This window comes from Paenibacillus suaedae, assembly GCF_032337355.1.
GTDB lineage: Bacteria > Bacillota > Bacilli > Paenibacillales > Paenibacillaceae > Paenibacillus_B > Paenibacillus_B suaedae.
The window spans coordinates 254,730-278,410 of the sequence record NZ_JAVYAA010000001.1 but is presented as its reverse complement, the minus strand read 5'-3'; the positions used below and the strand labels follow the sequence as shown (position 1 = coordinate 278,410).

General features: G+C 48.8%; 19 protein-coding genes. 3 read left to right on the top strand and 16 right to left on the bottom strand.

Going from position 1 to position 23,681, the window contains the following annotated elements; translation table 11 throughout:
• Positions 1 to 24: 24 nt before the first annotated feature.
• From RQP50_RS01255 to RQP50_RS01190, 14 genes are read right to left on the bottom strand one after another with little or no spacing between them, the layout of a single operon-like run.
• Positions 25 to 846, bottom strand: a complete 822-nt coding sequence (locus RQP50_RS01255; RefSeq protein ID WP_315742626.1) for a GNAT family N-acetyltransferase — start codon at positions 844 to 846, stop codon at positions 25 to 27.
• A gap of 7 nt (positions 847 to 853) precedes the next feature.
• Positions 854 to 1,462: a sugar transferase gene (locus RQP50_RS01250; RefSeq protein WP_072727421.1), complete on the bottom strand. Its 609-nt coding sequence runs from the start codon at positions 1,460 to 1,462 to the stop codon at positions 854 to 856.
• Complete coding sequence (locus tag RQP50_RS01245; protein ID WP_315742624.1) at positions 1,462 to 2,292, bottom strand: acyltransferase; 831 nt, start codon at positions 2,290 to 2,292, stop codon at positions 1,462 to 1,464. The genes RQP50_RS01250 and RQP50_RS01245 overlap by 1 nt, the downstream gene beginning before the upstream one ends.
• 16 nt (positions 2,293 to 2,308) lie before the next feature.
• Positions 2,309 to 3,604, bottom strand: a complete 1,296-nt coding sequence (locus RQP50_RS01240) for a glycosyltransferase family 4 protein (protein ID WP_315742622.1) — start codon at positions 3,602 to 3,604, stop codon at positions 2,309 to 2,311.
• The gene (locus tag RQP50_RS01235) at positions 3,601 to 4,287 is read right to left on the bottom strand and encodes a WbqC family protein (protein WP_072727422.1); all 687 of its coding nucleotides are present in this window, start codon (positions 4,285 to 4,287) and stop codon (positions 3,601 to 3,603) included. The genes RQP50_RS01240 and RQP50_RS01235 overlap by 4 nt, the downstream gene beginning before the upstream one ends.
• Entirely contained in the window at positions 4,284 to 4,937 is a 654-nt protein-coding gene (locus RQP50_RS01230; RefSeq protein ID WP_065292608.1) for a PIG-L deacetylase family protein, read from the bottom strand. The genes RQP50_RS01235 and RQP50_RS01230 overlap by 4 nt, the downstream gene beginning before the upstream one ends.
• Position 4,938: 1 nt before the next feature.
• Positions 4,939 to 6,234 (bottom strand): glycosyltransferase family 4 protein, encoded by a 1,296-nt coding sequence (locus RQP50_RS01225; RefSeq protein WP_315742618.1) that lies wholly within the window; start codon positions 6,232 to 6,234, stop codon positions 4,939 to 4,941.
• The gene (locus tag RQP50_RS01220) at positions 6,221 to 7,543 is read right to left on the bottom strand and encodes an O-antigen ligase family protein (protein ID WP_139295252.1); all 1,323 of its coding nucleotides are present in this window, start codon (positions 7,541 to 7,543) and stop codon (positions 6,221 to 6,223) included. The genes RQP50_RS01225 and RQP50_RS01220 overlap by 14 nt, the downstream gene beginning before the upstream one ends.
• A complete protein-coding gene (locus tag RQP50_RS01215; RefSeq protein WP_072727749.1) occupies positions 7,515 to 8,828 on the bottom strand; it encodes a nucleotide sugar dehydrogenase in 1,314 nt (437 codons plus the stop codon). Before RQP50_RS01215 ends, RQP50_RS01220 begins: the two co-directional genes overlap by 29 nt.
• 27 nt (positions 8,829 to 8,855) lie before the next feature.
• Positions 8,856 to 9,995, bottom strand: coding sequence for a DegT/DnrJ/EryC1/StrS family aminotransferase (locus RQP50_RS01210; protein ID WP_315742615.1), 1,140 nt, complete (start codon positions 9,993 to 9,995; stop codon positions 8,856 to 8,858).
• Positions 9,996 to 10,034: 39 nt separating this feature from the next.
• Positions 10,035 to 11,060: a Gfo/Idh/MocA family protein gene (locus RQP50_RS01205; protein ID WP_072727423.1), complete on the bottom strand. Its 1,026-nt coding sequence runs from the start codon at positions 11,058 to 11,060 to the stop codon at positions 10,035 to 10,037.
• The gene (locus tag RQP50_RS01200) at positions 11,057 to 12,892 is read right to left on the bottom strand and encodes a polysaccharide biosynthesis protein (RefSeq protein WP_315742612.1); all 1,836 of its coding nucleotides are present in this window, start codon (positions 12,890 to 12,892) and stop codon (positions 11,057 to 11,059) included. Before RQP50_RS01200 ends, RQP50_RS01205 begins: the two co-directional genes overlap by 4 nt.
• A gap of 41 nt (positions 12,893 to 12,933) precedes the next feature.
• Positions 12,934 to 13,614 (bottom strand): CpsD/CapB family tyrosine-protein kinase, encoded by a 681-nt coding sequence (locus RQP50_RS01195; protein WP_021254368.1) that lies wholly within the window; start codon positions 13,612 to 13,614, stop codon positions 12,934 to 12,936.
• On the bottom strand, positions 13,595 to 14,332 hold the full coding sequence (locus RQP50_RS01190; protein ID WP_081676260.1) for a YveK family protein: 738 nt from the start codon (positions 14,330 to 14,332) through the stop codon (positions 13,595 to 13,597). Before RQP50_RS01190 ends, RQP50_RS01195 begins: the two co-directional genes overlap by 20 nt.
• A gap of 271 nt (positions 14,333 to 14,603) precedes the next feature.
• On the opposite strand from RQP50_RS01190, the gene RQP50_RS01185 reads away from it, so the two are divergent.
• Positions 14,604 to 14,993 carry a helix-turn-helix domain-containing protein gene (locus tag RQP50_RS01185; protein WP_021254370.1) on the top strand — a complete coding sequence of 130 codons (390 nt, stop codon included), beginning with the start codon at positions 14,604 to 14,606 and terminating at the stop codon, positions 14,991 to 14,993.
• Positions 14,994 to 15,394: 401 nt separating this feature from the next.
• On the opposite strand, the gene RQP50_RS01180 is transcribed toward RQP50_RS01185, so the two are convergent.
• Positions 15,395 to 16,705 carry an MFS transporter gene (locus RQP50_RS01180; protein WP_315744514.1) on the bottom strand — a complete coding sequence of 437 codons (1,311 nt, stop codon included), beginning with the start codon at positions 16,703 to 16,705 and terminating at the stop codon, positions 15,395 to 15,397.
• A gap of 112 nt (positions 16,706 to 16,817) precedes the next feature.
• A complete protein-coding gene (gene gltB / locus RQP50_RS01175; RefSeq protein ID WP_315742609.1) occupies positions 16,818 to 21,419 on the bottom strand; it encodes a glutamate synthase large subunit in 4,602 nt (1,533 codons plus the stop codon).
• A gap of 436 nt (positions 21,420 to 21,855) precedes the next feature.
• Between gltB and RQP50_RS01170 the strand changes: the two genes are divergently transcribed.
• Both RQP50_RS01170 and RQP50_RS01165 read left to right on the top strand, forming a co-directional pair.
• The gene (locus RQP50_RS01170; protein WP_021254373.1) at positions 21,856 to 22,167 is read left to right on the top strand and encodes an ArsR/SmtB family transcription factor; all 312 of its coding nucleotides are present in this window, start codon (positions 21,856 to 21,858) and stop codon (positions 22,165 to 22,167) included.
• Between the two features lie 209 nt (positions 22,168 to 22,376).
• Positions 22,377 to 23,570, top strand: coding sequence for an MFS transporter (locus RQP50_RS01165; protein WP_315742606.1), 1,194 nt, complete (start codon positions 22,377 to 22,379; stop codon positions 23,568 to 23,570).
• Positions 23,571 to 23,681: the final 111 nt, after the last annotated feature.

The following is a 23,681-nucleotide window of genomic DNA, read 5'->3' as shown; positions in this document are numbered from 1 at the left end:
TTAACCCTTCCTGTCCTCATCTTATCAAGACAATGGCTTCACCATGCGAAACGCTACAGCCAACTGTTCCATGCCGGAGTAAGGCGGCTCTTCCCCTCCGTCTGACACAAGCACCCTTCGATGCGGGGCAAGACGTGCAAGCAGAGCAAGCACATCCTTATTCATTGCAGCTTTCAAGCGCATACGGAAATAATTCTCCTTCATAAGCACAATTCGTTCTTCTTGATGATCGAAGCTCACGCGAAAGAATCCATATCCATACACTTCGAGGCTGGCTACCGCTTGCGGCCAGTCTTGAATCATATAATCCAAGCTGCCCTCTTCCGCTTCTACGTCCATCCATTGATGCAGCGGAGCACTTGCATACCAATAATAAGCATGCTGGCGAACGAATCCGTTCCGCTCATATAGCCGAATGGCAGATTCGTTCGTGTCGAATGCATCAAGCTGCACGGAAGAGAAGCCCTCCTTCGCGGCGTGAATGCTTGCCTGTCGAATCACATGGGAGCCGATGCCTCTTCCTCTGAACAGAGCAGATACGTAGAAATTATTCAGAAATAAGATGTCATCGAACAGTCTCCATTCTGCGAAGCCAATCAGGGAATTCGCATTCGTATATATCCCTATAAAATGCGAAGTGAAACGAGACGGAGGGATAGCAAGCGAAGCACGCAAAAAATCAGCATATCCATGGGCCGAAAAAAGCGTCGCTTCATAGAGCCCCGCAGTCATCCATGTCTCGCTCATGCGGGAGATTTCCTCATAATGTTCCGGTTCCAACGTTCGGACATGAACAGATTCGCCTCGTGACTCGATGCGGCAGTCAGGAAATAATCGTTTCCACATGTCCCCATCACCCCTCGCGGCTGTGATATCGTTCCTTATCGAGGTCAGAAGCCCCACGACTTCCAGGAAGTGCAACTCCCTCCCGCTTGACCACGGTAATGATTGTTAAGAACAAAATTTTGATATCCAGCCAGAAGGACCAGTTCTCCACATACTGGACGTCAAGCTCCAAACGTTCATTCCAGGATAGATGGTTCCTTCCCTTCACCTGGGCTAATCCAGTAATGCCCGGACGAACATGGAATCGTTTCTGTTCCCGCTTCGTGAAGTACGGCAAGTGCTTCACGAGCAAAGGCCGTGGTCCTACCAGGCTCATGTCTCCGCGCAACACGTTCCACAATTGGGGCAGCTCATCCAAGCTCGTTGAGCGCAGGAACGTACCGAAAGGGGTAATGCGGTGGGCATCTGGAAGCAGTTGCCCTGCACTGTCTCTGGCGTCTGACATCGTGCGAAATTTATAAACCTGGAATACGCGTTTATCCTTGCCCGGCCTCTCCTGCTTGAAAATGGCCGGCGAACCTAATGCAACGCGAACGCAAATATAGGTAATAAGGAGGATTGGGCTGATTACGAGCAGTAAAATGGACGAAACTGCAATATCGAATATACGCTTCATTACTGATGCTGCAGCAATTGTTCCTCGGCCACTTGACGGAGAACGCGTGCAGGAATCCCCATGACCAATTGCTGTCCTTCCACATCTTTAGTAACAACACTTCCAGCCGCGACAACGGCTTCTTCTTCAATGACAACCCCCGGCAGCGTTACGACTCCAGCCCCAAGACGTCCGCCCTTCTTCACAGTTATTCCCTTCATCCACTTAAATCGTTCCTTCGTTCGGCCAATGAAATTGTCATTGCTCGTGATAACACCCGGCGCAACAAATACATCATCACCAATAGTGGAATAAGCCGTAATGTAACAATTCGTTTCCAGCTTGCAGCGTGCGCCTACCGTACAATCGTTCTCTACCGAAGCTCCGCGTCCGATAATCGTACCAGCACCTACACGTACACGTTCACGCACAGTAGCTAGGTCGGCGACGAATACATCCTGCTCCAGAACAGCGCCCGCATATACGATGCTAGCTGTTCCAATCGTACAGCCTTCCTCGATGATGCACGGATCCTGGCTTCCTCTATCTTGAAGTACAGATCGTTTCGCACGAAATGGCTGCTTGCCGATGACGGCTTGATCCATAATCGTTACCCCATCGCACAAAACCGTCTTCTCTTCGATGATGACATGACGGCCAATAACCGCTCCCTTGCCAATGACCGAACCTGCTCCAATGATGCTCCCATCGCCAATGCAGACTCCATCTTCGATTGTCACTCCATCACCAATTACACAGAAATATCCCAGCCTCACCTGTTCTCCCATTCGAATATCCTGTCCCAACACTTGCAATTCTGCTGCTGCATGCTTGTCATCCTTTATCCCCATCTTCGAATCATCCCCTCTACACATCGTAGGACGCAGCCGTATTGCGCTTGCTAACTCGCTTCTCGTTACGCCCAACGTCCTCCGCTATTGCCGCGGAGAGCTTATAGGACATGCGTTCCCAATCATGCTCTCGTTCCACATACGCTCTTGCTCTATGGCCCATTTCCTCCCGATCCTTCAACTGCCTCGCCAGTTTGGACAGAGCTTCACTTAATTCCTCTGAATCTTGCAGGACAAGACCGATTCGTTCCTTTGCAATGACTGAGTCGTCAATCTTGCCAACGAGAAGAGTCGGCAATGAAGAAGCCATATAGTCGTACATTTTGTTGAAGCTCATGCCCCATTTGTAGACAGAAGCATCACGCAGCGCAATTAAGCCTACATGAGCCCGCGCCAAAAGTGTGGGCACGGCTTCCTTCTTCACAAGTGGGAGGAAGGCTACATTAGTCAATCCCGCTTGTTCCGCCTGCTGCACTAGAGCTTCCTTCTCCGGTCCGTCCCCAACAAAGACGAATTGAATGTTACTGTCGGTTCCCTTACTAAGTGCTGCTGCTTCCAAAAGGTGATGTATGCCGTCAGAAATACCGTGCGATCCGGTATAAATCGCAATGAACTTCCCTTGCCATTGTTCAAATTGGCGCTCCACCTCAGAAGGGAGTTCGGCCAGCGGAAGAGCGAAGCGCTCCATATCGACACCATTAGGCAGAACCAGTACCTTCGATCCCAGCCCGCTCTGCTTCTCCACATAATCAGCAGCTTTATCGAACAGCACGATGATGCGGGACGCCTTCCGATATAAATGAGATTCCAGCCAATAGAGCGCCTTGACGATCGGATGGTTCGGCGACATCTTGCCGAAGTCTATGAGTGTCTGCGGCCATAAGTCTCGTTCCTCGAAGTAGAATACCGCATTATGATGAGCAGCAAGGCGGGAACCGATCCATGCAGCCGCAGGATGCATAAGAGAGCCGATGATGAGATCGGGGCTCTCTTTGCGCCGCCGCCCCTCCCAATAACAGCGCCATGTATAATCCAGCATATTCTTAACGCGCCGCCAATCATTGCGCTTATAAGCCGTTGTGCGGAGCCAGACGAACCGCACTCCATCATATGTCACTTCCCGAACCGCATTGCGCGAGCCTTCCAAATGATTAATCCAATTCTGATGCCCGTAGGCGGAAGCAAATATCGTGACACTCGCTCCTTGCCTCACAAGCTGCTTCGCCAAATCAAAATGACGAGTCCCTCCGCCTGTGCCAGGGGCGACTCCGTAATGATTCACGATCCATATGTTCATTCCAGCTACACTCATACTGCCGCCTCCTTCCAATGCAAAGTTTCCACTTGCATCGCATAATCCAGCGAGCTTAACCCGCCCGTAAACCCTTCCTTGGCATGTCTTTGCGGATAAGAAAACGGTGTGAATTCGTGATATTCCACCCGGATTCCATATTTGTGAAATATGGATTCATCTAAATACTCCCTGCCGCTGGGGCCTGATAAATAAACATCGCCGCCTGCCTCATGAACGAGCTGAGCAAGCAGCTCCGATTTACTCCCATCTGCCAACATGGAACTGGAACGGATGAGCGGAGTGCGAATGTCCAGCCAGTTCATGAGCAGCTCGATGCTCGGTATAGCAAAATCGACAAGGCGCTCATATTTCGCACCGTAGAGATCGTGCAGTTCATTTTTCCGCTGAAGATACCCAGGGCATTTGCCATAGCTGGCCTCGAGCTGGCGCATGTGCTCCGCCTGCCAGTCGCGGTTGTTCGCAATTCGCACATCGATCGTCCTCGTTCCGAACAAGCCTTCCTTCGCTACGGGAATAGTCAGCCATTTCGGACCGCCTTGCGTGTCGATCATTGTGCGATTTTGATAGCCATTTTTCGTGAATTGAACGGTATCGAGCAAGATGAACAAATCCGAGCAGGCCATCTTATGAAAAAAACCAAGCCACGGCAGGACATTCGGCTGATGAATGCTGACAATCATATTCTCACCCTTAGGGGTTCAAAGGCTTCGGCATACTCTTCACCGATTTGAACGCCTCGAATTTTGGCCAATCCAAATACCATCTCTCTCGTAAAATAGCTCCGGTTCAGATGCAGCTGAGAACGATATTGCTGCAAAGCTTCCCATTTCCGCTCCATATATTTCCGGTCAAGCGGGGCAAATATTCGTGAATTGGTGCTCAGTTGATTCCAAGGGAGCTCGTAACCGTAAAGGGATTGTTCCTTGAATGCGCGCTGGCTCTCACTACAGATGACCTGATGATCTTGGTGTATATCGGACGAGGATGGCACTAGGACCAAATCCGGTTTCATGTCTCGCTTCATTCCAACGAGAACTTCCAGCAATTCTTGGCGATGGGTGGGAAATTGGCGGACAGGGAATCGATAGATGATGCGATTGTCATGTGGAATTTCCAATACGTCCATGGATGCATGAAATTCATGCGCCAGCGTGTCTTTGGCGAAATCGCCTGGCAATGATTGCTCAGCTACCGAAAACGCCGCGACAACAACATTAGCTCCAGACTCGATCTGCTTCGCAATAAACGCGCCGCAGCCTAGTTCCGCATCATCCGTATGAGGAGCCAGCACCAAAATGTTACGAGCGCTAACTTGTGTTGGTAGTACCATGCTACTTTACAACCTTCCTTTCACGTTCCCTATTCATCATGCCAAAGGCAGTTTGCTGTACTTCTTCCTTCCTGATGCGACCCGTGACGTCGGCATAAACATGCAGCAGCTTTTCTTTTTCTACATTCCAATGATAGAGAGACTGAACTGCTTCTTGCCCGCAGCGCCCCATTTCTTCCGCTTCTTCATGATGCGTAATGAGCCAATCGATTCGCTCTGATATGCCTTCAAGATCGAAGGGGTCGACGCAAAATCCGCAGCCTGCTTGCTCAATAATCTGCCTCCACTTCGGGAAGTCAGAGGCGATGACGGGAATGCCTGCCGCCATATATTCGAACAGCTTGATCGGGAGCGCGTCTATGTAATTGATCGTCGGGTGCAAAATAACGAGCCCTGCTCTCGAACGAGCCATCGTTTCATATACCTGCTTACGGTTCAACTGCCCGAGGTAATCAACTTTGGCCCAGCCGGAACGTCCCATAGCAACATGCTTCTCCTCGGCAGAAGCGAAGGAACCCGCCAGCAAAAGCTTTTTATCCGGTATTCCGAACTCCATGGCGCCAACTATCTGCTGAAGTCCGCGAATATTCCCGATGGAGCCAACATAACAGACGGCGTCCTCCTTACCTGCATGTTGGGAAATGCCAATGAATTCCCCGGATTGTACAGATTGTACGGATTGTGGTGACTCGGCAGTGTGTACGAATTCGTCCAGAATTGGATAATTGCACACTGTCTTGGTGTAACACTTCGGGTGTCTAGCGAACCGTTCTTCAATATGAGTCGTTGCCGTTACAATCGCATCGAAGCGAAGACTAGCCCAGAGCTCTATCCGCTCCACCAATCGAGATACGCCGCCTCTTAGCCACTTCGGAATCCACCCTTTGCTCAAAATCTGGCGCGGGACATCTTCATGCACATCGTATATGACTCTGTATCCCTTTTTCTTCAGCCACAACCCTATCGGAATCAATTCTGGATCATGAAAATGGTATACGTCTGCATCTATTTGCCTCGCCGCCCGATAGAGTCGCCATGTTGTCGTCCACATTCTCTCAGACCGAGAACGTGGAATCGGCAGAGGGACAATGCGCACCCCTTCAATAACTTCCTCTCCATGGTGCGGTACAATGAACAGTGTGTTATATCCAGCCTTGGCCAGCGAGACGGCTTCTTTGTACGTTATGCGGGAATCGTTGGCATCGTGGGCCGTACTAAGCATGCATACCGTGAACAAATGATTACGCTCATGTTGATCCTCCATCAATCCGCTGCTGCCATATTTAACGGTGTGCAATAGAATGCTCCTCCTCTCGCGCTGCTAATAATCCTGCTTTAGTTATGACTGGAAGCAGGCCGATTACGGCAAAGAACGCTCGATTGTCGGGAATATCGCCACTGACCGTTACATTGAACAGCATGGCTATAAATATCATGACCAGCACGATCCAGCGCTCGGATTGAGCAGATTTCAAGATCAATATCGCATATCGAATCGTAATACCAATCAATAAAGCTAAGAGCAGCAAGCCAATACCACCGAGTTCTACCATCACTTCGATGAACAGATTATGCGGATAATCGCGGAAATCGTCCATCTGAGACAGCACAGGCCATGATCCAATCCCATTGCCCCGCAATGGGGATCTCAGCCAGTAATCTCCCGCTTCGCCTGCATACGACACCCTTGCGGAGGCCGAACCCCCAATTCCATCACTTCCCGGCATCAGCAGAGATAGCCGGAGCAATGTCTGTGGTGGATTCGGAGATGCAGACCATATTACCGCTGTAGAGATCGCCCCCGCTATCATGGCAAGCAACAATAAGCTGTAACGCCTTACGTACATCCGATTGTGCTCCAATCGAATCGAATACAGCATCGGCAAGAGCAAGGACAGAAATGTTGCTAGCAGAGGACCTCTACCCCCGCCAACAAATAAGTGAAACATACAAATACCGAATGAGAACAATGAGAACAATTTATACAGGGCTTCTCTCTGTCCGAACAGAAGCTGCCACATGAATACAATTGCACCTAAGCTCGAAATTTGGCCTGCTCCTAAATACGTGCCACCCATAACGTTGACAAATCCCTTCCCCCCGGACGCTGCGTAGGTGAGGATCCCTTCCCCTGCAATCCATAAGGAGAATATGCCGAGCGCCATTATGAATCGCTGTACCCGCTTCGGTTCCGAAGCAATGATCCATGAGCTGCCGATGATTGACCACAACACGAGTGTAAGCATCTTGGACACTTTATCAGTGGCATAGATCTGGCTTGGGGACCAGATTAGCGACAGCATCGCATAGGCTGCGAGCAGAAGATAAATGGCTGTCACCATGTAGCTGTCCCATAGAACGATGAATTTCCTCTTCATCAGTACAAAAATCGATACCAGCACACCGAGTCCCAACGTCAGCATCGTGATGTCCATCGGTATCCAACTGAATCTTGGATCGGATTTGAATACACCTGCGAACAGAAAGATCACAAATAACATTTCAAAGGAAAAAAGGGTGTGAAGGAGACTCATCAGAAGGTGATCAATCCGAATTGTGCTGGCACGCCGATGGTGATTAAAGTCGATAATATTTGGCTGAACCATACTCGCCCTTAACCGCATTGCGCGTATCGTATACAACTTGGGAGTGTTCACAGATGAACTGATAATCGAAAGCGGAATGATCGGTTGTAATGACCGTAATATCCGCTCCTCCCAGTAGCTCTCCCGTTAATTCTGACGCTTCCATACACTGTCCACGATGGATGCAGTGAACGACATGCGGATCGCTAAATACGACATCTGCCCCCTTCGACTTCAAGGCATCCATAATGGTAAGCACGGGAGATTCCCGCCAATCGTCCACATCCTTTTTGTAAGCCATGCCGAGCAGGACGATGCGCGAATTTTTTATTGTTTTCCCTTCTTCATTCAGGATCGAACCAATACGAGTCACTACATATTCCGGCATTGTTCGGTTGATTTCACCGGCCGTTTCAATGAGCCGCATATGGCAATTGTATTCACGAGCCTTCCAGCTTAAATAGAACGGATCGATCGGAATGCAGTGCCCGCCGAGGCCAGGCCCTGGATAGAACGCCATAAACCCATACGGCTTCGTCTTCGCGGCATCAATGACTTCCCAAATGTTAATCCCCATTCGATTGCACAGAAGGGTCAGCTCATTTACAAGGGCGATATTGATGTTGCGGAACGTGTTCTCGAACACCTTCTCCATCTCCGCAACTGCGGGAGAACTTACTTCAACCACATCTCCCTCCAAAACGGACCGATAGAGCTGAGCAGCCACTCGGGTGCATGACGATGTTATACCGCCAACTACTTTTGGTGTATTTTTTGTGTTATAGCTTTTGTTGCCTGGATCTACGCGTTCAGGAGAATACGCCAGGAAAAAGTCAACGCCACAGGTAAGGCCCGAAGTTTCTAGAATAGGCTTCACCAACTCATCCGTCGTCCCGGGATACGTCGTACTTTCCAAGATCACTAGCATTCCGGGACGCAAGTGCTTGGCAATTTCCTCTGTTGATTGCTTGACATAGCTCGTATCCGGTTGATGATAGCTGTCTAACGGAGTCGGCACGCAGATCGTTACGACATCCACTTCATTTATGAACACAAAATCTGTAGTTGCCATTAATTTATTCGCCTGCACCATCATGCTCAATTCTTCGTCGACGACATCGCCGATATAGTTAATTCCTTGATTAATCAGGCTCACCTTCGTGTCCTGTACGTCGAAACCGATGACTTGGAAGCCGGATTTCGCCTTCTCCACCGCCAACGGCAGTCCCACGTATCCCAAGCCTACTACGCCGATCACAGCTGACTTATCAAGCAGCTTTTCCATTAGCACATCGGCCGCACTGATCGTTAAAGAGCTGGCAACTACACTCATCTATTTATCACGTCCTTTAAAAAACTGTGTCACGGCGTCTATAATATATTGCTGATCCTGCTGAGTCAGTTCTGGGAACAACGGCAGCGCCATACAGCGGGCGGAGGCCTGCTCTGCATGCGGCAGGTCGCCTTCGCTATATTCAAGCGGGCGATATACCTCTTGAAGATGCAGCGGAACCGGATAATATACACCGGAATCAATTCCCTGCTCCTTGAGATGCGCCATTAACTGTTCACGCTGATCAGTCTCAATAATGTACAAATGATAAGCATGCTTTCCGTAATCCAGCTCTGTTGGAAGCGTAATAGGCAATTGTGACAGCCCTTCTTCGTACTGCTTCACCTTCTGCCGGCGCACGTCTGTCCATTCATTCAATCTGCGCAATTTGACACGGAGCAAGCTCGCTTGAAGCTCATCCAGCCGGCTGTTATAGCCTACTCTGGCATGATAATATTTCGGATTCGAACCATGAACACGCAGCATGCGAATGGTGCGGGCAAGTTCTGCGTCGTGCGTAACGACGATGCCGCCATCTCCGAATCCCCCTAAATTTTTGGTAGGGAAGAACGAAAAGCATCCCGCAGTGCCAAGGCTTCCTGCCTGCTTCCCGTTATAATCTGCGCCCAGCGCCTGACAAGCATCTTCCACAACATGAAGCCCATGCCTCATGGCAATGTCATTCACGGCATCCATATCTGCCATCTGTCCGAAAATATGTACCGGAATAATTGCTTTCGTGCGCGGCGTTATCGCTTTATCGATACAATTTGTATCAATCAAATACGTTTCTGGATTCACATCAACAAACACAGGAGTTGCCCCAACGCGCGAGATCACTTCCGCACTGGCAAAGAAGGTAAAGGGAGAGGTAATTACCTCATCTCCAGGACCGACGCCGAGCGCATCTAAGGTCAGCATGAGCGCATCTGTTCCATTCGCTACTCCAACGGCATACGGAACATTCAAATATTGCGCCAACTCTTCTTCGAACGCTTGAACTTGCGGGCCGTTAATATAATGGCCGCTAGATAGTACTTCTTCTGCAGCCCGCAGCAGCTCTTCTGAAATCGACGCATAGGAAGCTTGCAAATCAATAAGAGGGATGCTGCGTTTTGTTTGCACGAGAATATTAGACAACCGAATCTCCACCTTCACCTATTAGTCCATTCATTCCGATTACAGGGAAATGAGCTGCTCTTCGCTGCTCCGTTGATTCACGCTTGCATCGTAGATGTCCAACACCATCTGCAGCGCTCTCTTGCCATCTTCGCCTGATACATGCGGATCACGATCATCGCGAATCGCTTCGACCATATCCCGAATCATATGGGTATGTCCGGGTTCGCCAAAAGGATTTAAATGCGTATGCTCAACAAATGCCAACGCTTCTTGCTTATCAAGGGATGCAAAGTTCCAATATTTAATCCAGTGCGCGGTTGGACCGCCAATCACCGCTGAACCATGTTCGCCGAACAATGCAATCTCTTCCTCTAAGTTGTTCGGATAGACGGTCGAAGCAACTTCTACCGAGCCAAGTGCGCCATCGGCAAATTGCATAACAGCCAATGCCACGTCCTCCATTTCGATATTTCTCAGCCGCGTTGCCGACATGGCTCGCACTTTAACTGCCGGCCCCATCAGCCAAGCTAGCAAATCCATTGAATGGATGCCTTGATTCATCAGGACACCGCCATCCATCGCTCTCGTTCCCCGCCAAGGAGATTGATTGTAATAGTCCTGGTTCCGATTCCAGCGAAGCTTGACGCTCGCATGGCTCAGCTTGCCGAATCTCCCCTCATCCAGCATTTTCTTCAATTGCACAATTGCCGGACGATAGCGGTTCGGATGTACGACTGCCAGCTTCACCTTATGCTTGCTGCATGCTGCTATCACCCGCTCTGCATCAAGAAGCGTCAAGGCGAGCGGCTTCTCCACGACAACATGCTTGCCAGCCTGAGCCGCTTGAACGGCCATATCCGCATGCAGCCCGCTCGGCGTACAAATAATGACCACATCTACACGTGGATCCTGCAGTATGTCCCTGTACTGCAAATACGCCGCAATCCCGTCTTCTGCCCATGGTCTCATCCGCTCCGCGTCCGAGTCGCACAACGCTTGCAGTACTGCTCCTTGTACGTTCTGAATAGCTTCCACATGCTTTGCTGCAATATGGCCGCATCCTACAATCCCGAATCGTATCATCGTGCCATCTTCACTCCTTCATCCGAACTCGAAATAGTTTCCATTAAAAAACGCTTCAAATGTAGGGGATTATCAAGAAGAAGCTCATTGAGCTGCTTATTCCAGTGCTCAAATGCGCGCTCCTCTATCAGAAGTGGATTGCCGACAAAAATGCGCTGATGTTCCGTTCTCCGCAATCCCTCCTCCTCCGTTGACAATTCCTCATGCAGCTTTTCCCCAGGTCGTATTCCCGTTACTTCAATTTCAATATCTTTGTAAGGCTCAAAGCCGGACAAACGGATTAAATCTGTTGCTAAATCCAAAATTTTAACAGGCTTGCCCATATCCAAGATGAATACCTCTCCGCCAACGGCATAGGCTCCAGCTTGAATTACTAAGGCAACAGCTTCTGGAATCGTCATGAAAAAGCGCGTCATATCCGGGTGTGTGATCGTGATGGGCCCGCCCTGCTGGATCTGCTCCTTGAAGCGCGGAATTACGCTTCCGCGGCTGCCAAGCACATTGCCGAACCGAACCGAAGTAAAGTTCGTACTGCTGCGCTCGTTCAGATGCTGGATGACCATCTCAGCCATTCGCTTCGTTGCCCCCATGACACTCGAAGGATGCACAGCCTTATCTGAAGAAATAAGGACGAAACGCTCACTGCCAAATCGATGGGCACATTCCGCTACATTCCTCGTTCCGTGCACATTATTTCGAATAGCCTCGGAAGGGTTCAGCTCCATGAGCGGGACATGCTTATGCGCCGCCGCATGAAACACGACATTCGGAGCATATTCGTGGAACAGTTGTTCAAGTCTTGGCTTATTTTGAATATCCGCAATGATTGGCATAATTTCCAACCCAGGATGAAGCCGGCGAAGCTCCGACTCAATGGCATAAATACTGTTCTCTCCATGACCAAGCAGGAGCAATAATTGCGGACTAAGGGCAGCGATCTGACGACATAACTCGGAACCAATAGAACCCCCAGCCCCTGTAACAAGAACCGTTCTACCCCGAATATAATTGCAGTTGTCTTGCAAATGCAGGCGAACAGGCTCTCTCCCAAGCAAATCCTCGACGTCTACATGACGAATATCGTTCACCGTGAGCTTGCCCTGCATCAGGTCATCCAGACTAGGCATCGTATAAATATTGCAGCCCGTTGTCTTACAGCAATCGATAAATTCGGCAATTTGCTTGCGCGGCAAGGAAGGCAGGGCGATAATAATGTCCTGAATCTGATATTGCTGTACAGCTTGCATAATCGAATCACGGCCACCAACGACCGGAATGCCCACGATTTTTTTGTTCCACTTATTTGAATCATCGTCGATGAACGCTGCAGGCAGGGAGTCTGAATGCTCATTGTCCAATATCTTTTTGGCCACTAGCGACCCACAATCACCCGCTCCGATAATGAGAATGTGACGCTTCACCCGCTGATGGCTCACCGTACGTCTCTGCCTGTACCTTTGCAGCATTCGGATTCCTCCGACGGACAGAAGAACCGTCTCATAGGTCATGATCATAAACCCCCATGGCACCTCATTTCCCCATAGGAGAATAGATATCATCGAAGACATACCACAGCCAGCCGTAACGGCAGACGCAATTAACAACACATGTCTACTATCTGCATAACGCCATACTTGTTCATATAAATTGAACACCTGGAAGCCGATCAGACAGCAGACGATGGTAAGCACGCTGAACCCGAGCACGAACGAATTTCCAATCTGTCCTTCGTTAGCATGGATCGTAAGCAAATAGGACAGCCTGACACTTACAGCAATACATCCTGCATCCAGAACTGCAAAACTTCCTTTCTTGAGCCACCACAATTTCAACTCCATCACTCCATTAGTTCAGTTGTCTCTATCCCGAGCAGCTATTTCATCGCAATTACCTGTGAATTCAACGAATTGCGCCGTTCGACTTGATTGAGTACAGTGCCGATAATCGTACCGCTCACGCACTCTATGGCCTCTTTCACTTTCATGAGCGTAGCAGCTTTTACTTTTCCAGATTTAACAACGATCAGTACCGCATCGCACAAACCTGACAATATTAGTCCATCCGTGACTTTCGTTATGGGGGGCGAATCGATAAGAATCAGATCGAATTGTTCTGCAAGATGACTTAAGAGGTATTCCATTTGAGAGCTGCCCAACAGCTCGGAAGGATCACTGTTCGTCGGATTCCCAGGGAGTATGAATAAATTAGGTATGGAGCTTTCTTGTATCATTTCTTCCGACCATTGCGCAGATTCCAAATAATCGCCTAATCCGCTGCGCTTCGAGAGGGAGAATACATGGTGAAGTGTTGGCAGGCGCAGATTCGCATCGATGATTACGACTTTCTTTCCTTCCAGCGCGAAGGCAATTCCCAAATTGCTAGCTACCGTCGTCTTGCCTTCCCCATGCACGGATGAAGTCACCAAAAGAGTTCGATCATTTCGCTTGGCTAGCATATAATTCAACTTCGTTCGCAATGCGCGGTACGTTTGGGAAATGTTAGACGTCTTCTTCATATGCACTAATAGCTGAATTTTACGTCGATATCGGAACATTCTTTTTATCACCCGCCAATTTGGTATTCGCTGTCTTTTGCGTCAACATATCTCCTCTTTTGCAAGGTTCGATGGACACGAGAGGTGAAAGTTCCAGTTCCCTCAGTCGTGCTTCATTTCGCACAACATCTCCCGTCATATCTTTCATGCTGACAAACAGCATGAGTAAAATAAAGCAAGCAGCCCCAACGATCACTGTGTTGCGCAATACATGGGATTCGACTTCTGGAATCATGCGCTGTTGGTGATTCGGGTCATCGAGAATGAGAATGTTGTCCATTTTGTAGATGAATGCTACTTGTCTTTTTAGCGTGCTTGTTACATCATTCATAATGTCAATCACTCTCGATTCTGAGACGTCTCGAACGGTTATAGACATTACTGGGGTTTGCTCCACCGTGCTTACCGATATGCGATCCGCGAGTTCACTGATTGACAGGCCCCAGCTTGGATTATCACGTATAACCGCCCCAAGAATAGTAGGTGTCTTAATTAATTCCTTAAAGGTGTTCATCAAGGATATATTCAAATTCATTCTTTCCATCGTCATTTCTGCATCTGAACCGCTATTACTCATAATCATCTTTACTGTAGAGCGATAGGTCGGTTTTTGAGTTACTTGCATGAACAATGCCGCAAGCAATGTTACAATAAGGGTAGTGATGATTAGAAACCATTTTCTACGGTTGATAACTTCAAGCAAGGTTAGAAGTTCGATGGTCGTTCACTCCTTTTTGATGGATTATAATGCTTCTCTACTTGAGGAAACGTAATCGATTTATCTTCAATTGACCATCATATGGGGGGGACACTATAATAGAAAAAGAGGTTCTAAAGTCATAGTTTTGATACATTTTGTAACCTTGAACTACTTTTAGATTAAGATACATTTTGTATCGTGTCAATTCATTTCTGTATAATTTATAATTTTTTTGCGACATATTGTTTCAAAAAGGGTGTATCGTCTTAGCAAGGGAGGAATTGTTGGCATGAGTACCGGAAATCGCATATCATATCTTCGAGATCAGAAGGGATGGACACAAGAGGGACTCGCTGAGCTGCTGGGTATTACCCGAGCCGCGCTTTCTCACTATGAAAAAAATCGCCGCAAGCCTGATTTTGAAACGTTGACCAAATTAGCGGATTTATTTGGAGTATCTATAGATTATTTGGTGGGACGCATCTCCAATCCAACAACAACCTTGACACATGAGGTTCGTGAGTTTGCAGACGCTTTGGAGTTGTCTGATGAAGACTTGATGAAGAGGTTCCGTCTTACGGTAGATGGACGTGAGCTGTCTGAGGACGAATCGCGACGCTTCATCGCATTTGTGCGCGCCGAGCGTTCCATGCAGCCAACTTCCAGAATTAAGAAATAACCATAAGAAAACAATACATCCTCCATTGATCAAATGGAGGATGCTCATCTACATACTATTCAATTGCAGGTATAGCCTCCGGTCGACGGTATACATCGGGCCATCGTTCAAGATCAATTTGCAATTGAGTCAAAATGTCAAAAATATCTAGTTTAGTCTGTTTATTGTCTAGACTTGTTTCATTTTGACTTTTCAGATTATGATTCTCCCCTATTCCTCCCATAACCCGTACCTCACTTATCTTGTAATGACCACTGCTATAGCTCTTTATTTAGTTCCAAATTGCCATATTTCAATCTTTATTATAACCCATAAGCTGCAGGTACACTGTCGTATCATGGGGAGAGGAGCGTACCTATTCAGTTCTACTTTTGTCGAATTTTATACGTATTCTTCAAAAATTACGAAGATGAAGGAAAAGAGCGCGGACGAACCGGGACTTTGCCTTGACGTTGAAGCCATGCATGAATGATAAAACTAATAATCGATAATACCGCAATCGCGATTGAGATGACTGCTACGCCAGCAAGCCCGCTATGATCGTACGTAACGCCCAGCAAATATGGCCCTATCATCCTTCCAATAGAGCTGATTCCACCTGCAACCCCCATATAGAATGGGGCCTCACGACCAGCCCGAGCGGATAGGAATGCTGGGACAGCCGGGGATACAAGCATTTCTCCTAGTGTTGCCAATGCCATTCCAAGCACGAAACCTGCATAGTTCGGCACAATCCAAATGACGAGATATGCCGCTCCATAAAAAATGCCGCTCCATGTCAGCTGATCCGTTACACGCTTCGCTACGGTTCTCTTCATCCATGTTGTAATCGGCTGAGCTGCAAAGATAAGTACGCCGTTCAATGTCCACAGCAGACTGTACATTGAGAGGACCATACCCTGATCTGCAATATGCGGGGCAATCCCGCTTCCCCACAAGGAATTCGCCAGCCATATGAACATGGCCCCTAAGGACATGAACAAATATATGCGATAAGCGGCTAGCTTATTCCATAGTGTCTGTTCCGGCAGCACTCCAGCTGAGGGCTGTTGTCTATCGCCAGAATTTACTGCCACTCCAGTACCTTGACTCTCAAGAGCTTGTCCGTTATTTGTCAAACTATTCTCTTGCACGGCTCCCTCTTCCTGCATGCCTTGCAGGAAGCGATAGAAGAAGAAGGCAAACCCGGCTGAGGTGACTCCGTTCAGCATGAAGGTTAAATTAAACGAAATGTCTGCGAGCACACCGCTCAATGCTGTTCCCAGCGCGACCCCGATGTTGTTCGCCACATAGATCACATTGAATAATTCGTCCCGACGGTCAGACCAGCGAAAGCCAATAAAAGATTGAATCGCCGGCATCGATACGGAATTGGCTAGGCCAATCGCCCCCATCGTAATGATATATCCCCACCAGCTGGCATATGCCGTGAACACGAGCGAGAATTGCAGCACAGAGGTAATCGCCAGTGCCCATACAAGCAGGCGTCGCACTCCTACCCGATAATACAATCCCCCTCCAAGGAACTGTCCAAATACGCCGCCGAGCATTTGTATCAGAATGACGAATCCGGCATCAGCCAAGGAGCGATTTAATTGCATGTGAACAAACAACGTCGTGAGCGGCCACATGAGAGCACCGCCTGTTGAATTAATCATGCTTGCCCAGATAAATACGTTCATCTCCCGCGTATAATTGCGGAACGCCCCCATCGGCGAAAACTTCATGGTATCACCAACGATTTCTAGTAGAAGTAGGTTGAAAAAAGCGATGGCCTGCGCCCGGATAGTTCCGAACTGCAGGCCATAGCTATCATACCATAATTTAGTTTCCGCTAGCACGTGATAAATCGCGCATATTCGCTTCAAATGCGGCAAGCAGCGCCGCTTCTCCGGTCATCCCCTGCGCCTCTACCTTCGCAATTTGCTCCATCATGCGCTTATAATCCTTCGGAATGACACGGACGAATTGCTCGCTTGCTCCATTGTCCCATTGCTGCAAGATTCGTTCCCCAATGGTGCTGCCCGTTGCTTGCACATGACGCTCAATCATGCCTCGCACCTGCTGCTCTTCTTCCGCTCCTTCAAGCGGCTCCAGCAGCACCATTTCTAGATTGCAGCGGTTCACGAATGTACGATCCTCATCCCATACATATGCGATCCCCCCGGACATCCCTGCCGCGAAGTTGCGCCCCGTCTTGCCGAGCACGACGACACGTCCGCCAGTCATATATTCACAGCCATGATCGCCTACGCCTTCGACGACCACATGTACACCTGAATTGCGAACCGCGAAGCGTTCGCCAGCGATTCCGCGAATGTAGGCTTCACCGCTTGTAGCCCCGTAGAATGCCGTATTGCCGATAATGACATTGTCCTCTGCTGCAAAAGTAGCCTGCGGAGACGGCTTCACGATAATTTTACCGCCCGATAACCCCTTGCCGACATAGTCGTTGCTGTCGCCTTCAACCGTCAACGTCATGCCGCGTGGAACAAATGCGCCGAAGCTCTGTCCAGCAGACCCGATAAACGAGTAACGGATCGTATCCTCAGGCAGTCCTGCCGCGCCGTATCTTCTCGTTACCTCGCTGCCCAATATTGTGCCCGTCGCACGATTCACATTGCATATCGGGAATGTCTCTTCCACTGGCATTCCTGATTCCAGCGCAGACTGCGCTTCGGGAACGAGCCTTGTCATATCGAGCGTCTCTTCCAAGCCATGGTTCTGTTCGCGTACTTGAATGCGCGAGGCACCTTCTGGCATCTCAGGCTGATACAGCACCGAGGACAAGTCGAGATGCTTCGCCTTCCAATGATCCAGCGCATCCTTCATATCCAAGCATTCTGTACGCCCAATCATCTCATCCAGCGTACGGAATCCAAGCTCTGCCATCCATTCGCGAAGCTCCTCTGCAATGAAGAGCATGAAGTTCACGACATGCTGCGGATCACCTGTAAAGTTCTTGCGCAGCTCTGGATTTTGCGTAGCTACTCCGACAGGGCATGTGTCCAGCTGGCATACTCGCATCATAATACAGCCGACCGCAACAAGCGGTGCTGTGGAGAAGCCATATTCCTCAGCTCCCAGCAATGCAGCGATAGCAAGGTCGCGTCCTGTCATCATCTTCCCGTCCGTTTCCAATACAATACGATCGCGCAAGTTGTTCAGGATCAAGGTCTGATGCGTCTCCGCCAATCCAAGCTCCCACGGCAAGCCTGCGTGGCGGATCGAGCCCTGCGGTGAAGCGCCAGTGCCACCGTCATAGCCGCTGACGAGAATTACATCTGCACGCCCCTTGGCTACTCCGGCAGCAATCGTTCCAACACCGACTTCCGAGACGAGCTTCACATTGATGCGCGCCCGCGGATTGGCATTCTTCAAATCATAGATCAGCTCAGCCAAATCCTCGATCGAGTAAATGTCATGGTGCGGCGGCGGAGAAATCAAGCCTACTCCTGGTGTCGAGCCGCGCACTTCCGCAACCCATGGATATACCTTGCGGCCTGGCAGCTGCCCGCCTTCTCCCGGCTTAGCTCCCTGCGCCATCTTAATCTGGATCTCATCTGCGTTGACGAGATAATGAGATGTCACACCGAAGCGTCCAGATGCCACCTGCTTGATCGCGCTTCTTCGAGAATCGCCATTCGCATCTTTTACATAACGGGCTGGATTCTCCCCGCCTTCACCGGAGTTCGACTTGCCTCCGATTCGGTTCATAGCGATAGCCAAGCTCTCGTGCGCTTCCTTCGAGATCGAGCCGAACGACATTGCTCCCGTCTTGAACCGCTTCACGATCGATTCGACGGATTCCACTTCATCTAACGGAATCGCTGGGCCAATTGGCTTCAAGGTGAACAACGAACGAAGGGTTCGGCTGCTGTTGTACTCTCCTCGCACCAGCTTCGAATACTTCTTGAACAGACGGTAATCGTTCGTACGTACAGCTTGCTGCAAGGTATGAATGGTTTGCGGGTTGAACAGATGCTCCTCCCCGTCCTTGCGCCACTGATACTCGCCCCCGGAATCCAATTCCGTATCTCTTCCCGGCTGTGAGGCGAAAGCACGATAGTGATGAGACAACGCCTCCTGCGCTACTTCCTCCAAGCCAATGCCGCCGATTCGGGATGGCGTCCAAGTAAAGTATTGATCGACAAAGTCCTGCTTCAATCCAATTGCTTCAAAAATTTGTGCGCCGCGATAAGACTGTACCGTCGAGATTCCCATCTTGGACAAGATCTTCACGACGCCCTTCGTCGCGGCCTTCATATAATTCTTAACTGCCTTCTCATGCGTAATGCCGTGCAGGATGCCTTGGCGAATCATATCATCCAGCGTCTCGAACACCAAGTAAGGGTTCACCACACTGACGCCATAGCCAAGCAGCAGAGCATAGTGGTGTACCTCGCGCGGCTCGCCCGATTCGAGCAATAGGCTTACCTTCGTACGCGTCCCTTGGCGAATGAGATGGTGATGAAGGCTGGATACTGCAAGAAGCGCTGGAATAGCAGCTTGTTCCTCCTCCACGCCACGATCAGACAGAATGATTAAATTATGTCCCTTGCCGATAACCCGATCAGCTGCCTCGCACATCGTCTTCAAAGCCGCTTCAAGCCCCGCCGCTCCTTCTGATGCTGTGAATAAGATCGGAATGGTGATCGACTTGAAGCCTGGTCTGCGAATATGGCGAAGCTTCGCAAATTCTTCATTGGAGAGCACGGGAGAATCGAGCTTAATCTGGCGGCAGCTCTCCGGCTCTGGAAGCAACAGATTCCGCTCAGGCCCGATCGTCGTGCCCGTCGCTGTGACAATCTCCTCGCGAATGGCATCGATAGGCGGGTTCGTCACCTGTGCAAACAATTGCTTAAAGTAATTGTACAGCCGCTGCGGACGTTCAGATAATATCGCAAGCGGTGCATCATATCCCATCGATCCAAGCGGCTCTACACCAGTAGCCGCCATCGGCTCGATAATCTTGCGCAGTTCCTCATAGGTGTAACCGAATGCCTGCTGGCGCTGCTGCACATTCTCATGCTTCGGCTCAGGCACTTCCGGCGCGTCCGGCAAGTCCTCAAGACTGACCAGATGCTCCTCCAGCCAAGCTTGGTACGGATTCTCCGCCGCAATCTGCGCCTTCACTTCTTCATCGGAAATGATGCAGCCTTGCTCGGTATCTACAACGAGCATGCGCCCAGGACGAAGGCGATCCTTGTAGGCAATCTGCTCTGGCGCAATATCCAGCACGCCCGCTTCCGAGCTAAGCACAATCATATCGTCCTTCGTCACATAGTAACGAGATGGGCGCAATCCATTGCGATCCAAGGTGGCTACAATTTGCACGCCGTCTGTAAACGCCATTGCCGCAGGGCCATCCCAAGGCTCCATCAGACAGCTGTGATACTCGTAGAAGGCCTTCTTCGCCGGATCCATGCTGTCATGATTGTTCCATGGCTCAGGCACCATCATCATCGCAACATGCGATAGCGGACGTCCCGCCAAATACAGAAATTCAAATGTATTGTCGAACATACCCGTATCTGAACCATCGTCATTAATGACTGGCTTCACCTTCTCCAGATCAGCGCCGAAGGCGCCTGATGCGAACAATGTCTGACGCGCATGCATCCAGTTCACATTGCCGCGAAGCGTGTTGATTTCACCATTATGAATCATATAGCGATACGGATGGGCACGCTCCCAACTCGGGAACGTGTTCGTGCTGAAGCGTGAATGAATAAGTGCAATCGCAGATTCGAGCAAATCATGCTGCAGATCGAGATAGAACTGCCCAACTTGCTCCGTGGTCAGCATTCCTTTATATACAATTTTCCGGCAAGACATGCTCGAAATATAGAACGTGCTCGCTTCCTCTTCCCCGGTATAGCGAATTTCCCGCTCCATCCGCTTGCGAATCATGTACAGCTTGCGTTCAAAGGCCAGCTCACTGTCGCTATCCGCATTCCGTGCGATAAACACTTGACGAACATAAGGCTGAACCGCCCGTGCGGATTGGCCAAGACCTTCCCCGTTCGTTGGCACAATACGGAACCCGATTAATTGATGCCCTTCTTCCTCAACGATGCGACGAAGACGCGCTTCATGCTCTTCCCGCGCTTGCTCATTCTGAGTCAGGAACAGCATACCTACACCGTATTGACCTGATTCCGGAAGTGTAATTCCTTGCTGCTCCAACTCGCGAGCAAAGAAGCGATGCGGAATTTGCAGCATAATTCCTGCTCCATCGCCTGTATTCGGTTCGCTTCCTTGACCGCCGCGATGCTCCATATTCACCAGCATCTGCAGCGCTTGACGTACGATATCATGGGACTTCTGCCCTTTAATATGAGCGACGAAGCCCATTCCGCATGCATCTTTTTCAAATCGTGGATCATATAAGCCTTGCTTGGGAGGTAATCCGTTCAGTTTCATACGAAGCAACCTTTCTATTTAAAAGTGATCGACATACATTGCATAGGATCGACAGCAATCAACACGTTCTCTTTAAGAATTTATAATTATTCATTTGTATTGTTTCATTATTTTATCACCACGCCAATATGATGGCAATTTAATATTTTTATGTCCTTGATAAGTTATAATAGTTGATAATCCCTTTATATAGAGCCAAGTAGATCAATCTATCTCTATGCACAGATCATCATTTTTGTTTATAAATTCTCGTCCTTTTTTTGCATTTTTCGACATATATGAACCATTATTTTCTTCGGATAGGATAAATAATATCTTTTTATTTGTATTTATATTCACTCGTGTGTATATTAAATTTACCTGCTATCGGAGCATCTACAGATCATTCACCAATTATTGTATTTACAAATCTATAATTATAGATATAATGAGACGTATGGAACCTTTACTCATTTGCAAAGCTTTGTCTAATGACACACGCGCCCAAATTCTTCAATGGTTGAAGAATCCTGAAGAACATTTCAATGAAGAGAAGTACATTCAGTATGGAATATCATTTGCAACAGGCATATGCGTAGGCGATATTCAGAAAAAGACAGGGCTTGCGCAATCGGTCATCTCCAGCTACCTGCTCACGATGCAGCAAGCTGGACTATTAGAGTCTGAACGAATCGGCAAATGGACGTACTATCGCCGCAATGAACGCACGATACGAGAATATGCCGATTACGTCACCCATCACTTGTAGAGGAGGAGGAATATCTCTTTTTTTGTCATATTACATCTATATTTATAGATATATAGTTATGTATATCAAATGGAATGGCATAAATGGGTTGAAGTGTATTGAAGTGAAGCTCATTGAAGTGAAATTTATTTGAATGAAGTGCATTGTAGTACTTTTAAGATCATTAAAGTGTAAATTCATGACTGAATAGAAATGGAGTTATCGTTGAAATGAGAAAAACAAACCCCTTGCTGCTTCTTCTGCTGTCCCTTGGCGTATTCGGCATTATTACGACAGAAATGGGTATTGTGGGCGTGCTGCCTCAAATATCGCAGAAATACAACATTACAGCTTCCCAAGCAGGCTGGCTGGTCGGTATATTTGCACTCATCGTGGCCGTTAGCGGTCCGTTTCTTACCCTGATCGCATCCCGCTTTAACCGCAAAAGTGTCCTATTGACGGCCATTTCCATGTTTGTTCTGTCCAATCTCGTCTATGCGTTCACCTCGCATTTTGAGGTAATGCTTATATTCCGGATCTTGCCTGCGATGTTCCATCCGATTTTCTTCTCCATCGCACTCGTAGCTGCCGCCAGTCTGGTACCTCCCGAGCAGAGCAGTCAGGCTGTCGTTCGCGTATTTGCAGGTATTACAGTAGGCTTCGCATTTGGTGTCCCGATTACGTCTTACCTTGCTGAACGTATTTCGTTATCCACCTCCTTCTTATTTGGGGCCATCGTGAATGCAATCGCCTTGATAGGTTTGCTTATTTGGCTGCCTTCCATGCCTGTGAAGGAGAAGATGTCTTACGGCAAACAGCTGAGTATTTTACGTAAGCCCGGACTTTGGCTCAACATAGCGGCTGTCATCTTTATTTTTGCAGCGATGTTCTCTGTGTACGGTTACTTTGCCGAATACACAAGCCAAATCACTCGAATGAATGGCTCACTCATCAGTCTCATGCTCATGGTATTTGGGCTTGTTATGATTGCTGGCAACTTTCTGTTCGGAACTTTGCTTCAGAAAAATACTACAAAAACGATACTGCTTTTCCCGCTTCTCTACGCGTTCATCTATGTACTTGTCTATTATGCAGGGTCGTATCTTTCTCTCATGATTGGGATGATATTCATTTGGGGAACTGTGCACTCAGGAGGACTGATTGTGAGTCAAACTTGGCTGACTGCTGAAACAAAGGAAGCACCTGAATTCGGCAACAGTCTGTTCGTTTCTTTCTCCAACTTAGGAATTACGATGGGTACTGCTGTTGCGGGATTTATCATCGCTCACCTCGGCATGCACCAGCTTATCTGGTGTGGAATAGGATTTTCCATGCTTGCGTTTGCCGCAATTACGATCAAAATGAAGCTCTTCGGTGATGCCATGCAAGGAAAAGAACAAGCAGGTCAGTCAGTCGGGGCATAGCAACATTACGGAGATGTATAGTGATTTCGGCTGTTTACTCTAGCTCTGTTCGCTCCAACTCTTGCTTGCACCAGCTTCTTCCTTGCAGCACATAATTGTAATAACAAAACA

Coding starts and splice junctions, on each gene's coding strand:
- RQP50_RS01255 (WP_315742626.1), bottom strand. CDS start 846: ATGTGGAAACGATTATTTCCTGACTGCCGCATCGAGTCACGAGGCGAA.
- RQP50_RS01250 (WP_072727421.1), bottom strand. CDS start 1,462: ATGAAGCGTATATTCGATATTGCAGTTTCGTCCATTTTACTGCTCGTA.
- RQP50_RS01245 (WP_315742624.1), bottom strand. CDS start 2,292: ATGGGGATAAAGGATGACAAGCATGCAGCAGCAGAATTGCAAGTGTTG.
- RQP50_RS01240 (WP_315742622.1), bottom strand. CDS start 3,604: ATGAGTGTAGCTGGAATGAACATATGGATCGTGAATCATTACGGAGTC.
- RQP50_RS01235 (WP_072727422.1), bottom strand. CDS start 4,287: ATGATTGTCAGCATTCATCAGCCGAATGTCCTGCCGTGGCTTGGTTTT.
- RQP50_RS01230 (WP_065292608.1), bottom strand. CDS start 4,937: ATGGTACTACCAACACAAGTTAGCGCTCGTAACATTTTGGTGCTGGCT.
- RQP50_RS01220 (WP_139295252.1), bottom strand. CDS start 7,543: ATGGTTCAGCCAAATATTATCGACTTTAATCACCATCGGCGTGCCAGC.
- RQP50_RS01205 (WP_072727423.1), bottom strand. CDS start 11,060: ATGATACGATTCGGGATTGTAGGATGCGGCCATATTGCAGCAAAGCAT.
- RQP50_RS01195 (WP_021254368.1), bottom strand. CDS start 13,614: ATGTTCCGATATCGACGTAAAATTCAGCTATTAGTGCATATGAAGAAG.
- RQP50_RS01185 (WP_021254370.1), top strand. CDS start 14,604: ATGAGTACCGGAAATCGCATATCATATCTTCGAGATCAGAAGGGATGG.
- RQP50_RS01180 (WP_315744514.1), bottom strand. CDS start 16,705: ATGGGGGCGTTCCGCAATTATACGCGGGAGATGAACGTATTTATCTGG.
- gltB (WP_315742609.1), bottom strand. CDS start 21,419: ATGAAACTGAACGGATTACCTCCCAAGCAAGGCTTATATGATCCACGA.
- RQP50_RS01170 (WP_021254373.1), top strand. CDS start 21,856: ATGGAACCTTTACTCATTTGCAAAGCTTTGTCTAATGACACACGCGCC.
- RQP50_RS01165 (WP_315742606.1), top strand. CDS start 22,377: ATGAGAAAAACAAACCCCTTGCTGCTTCTTCTGCTGTCCCTTGGCGTA.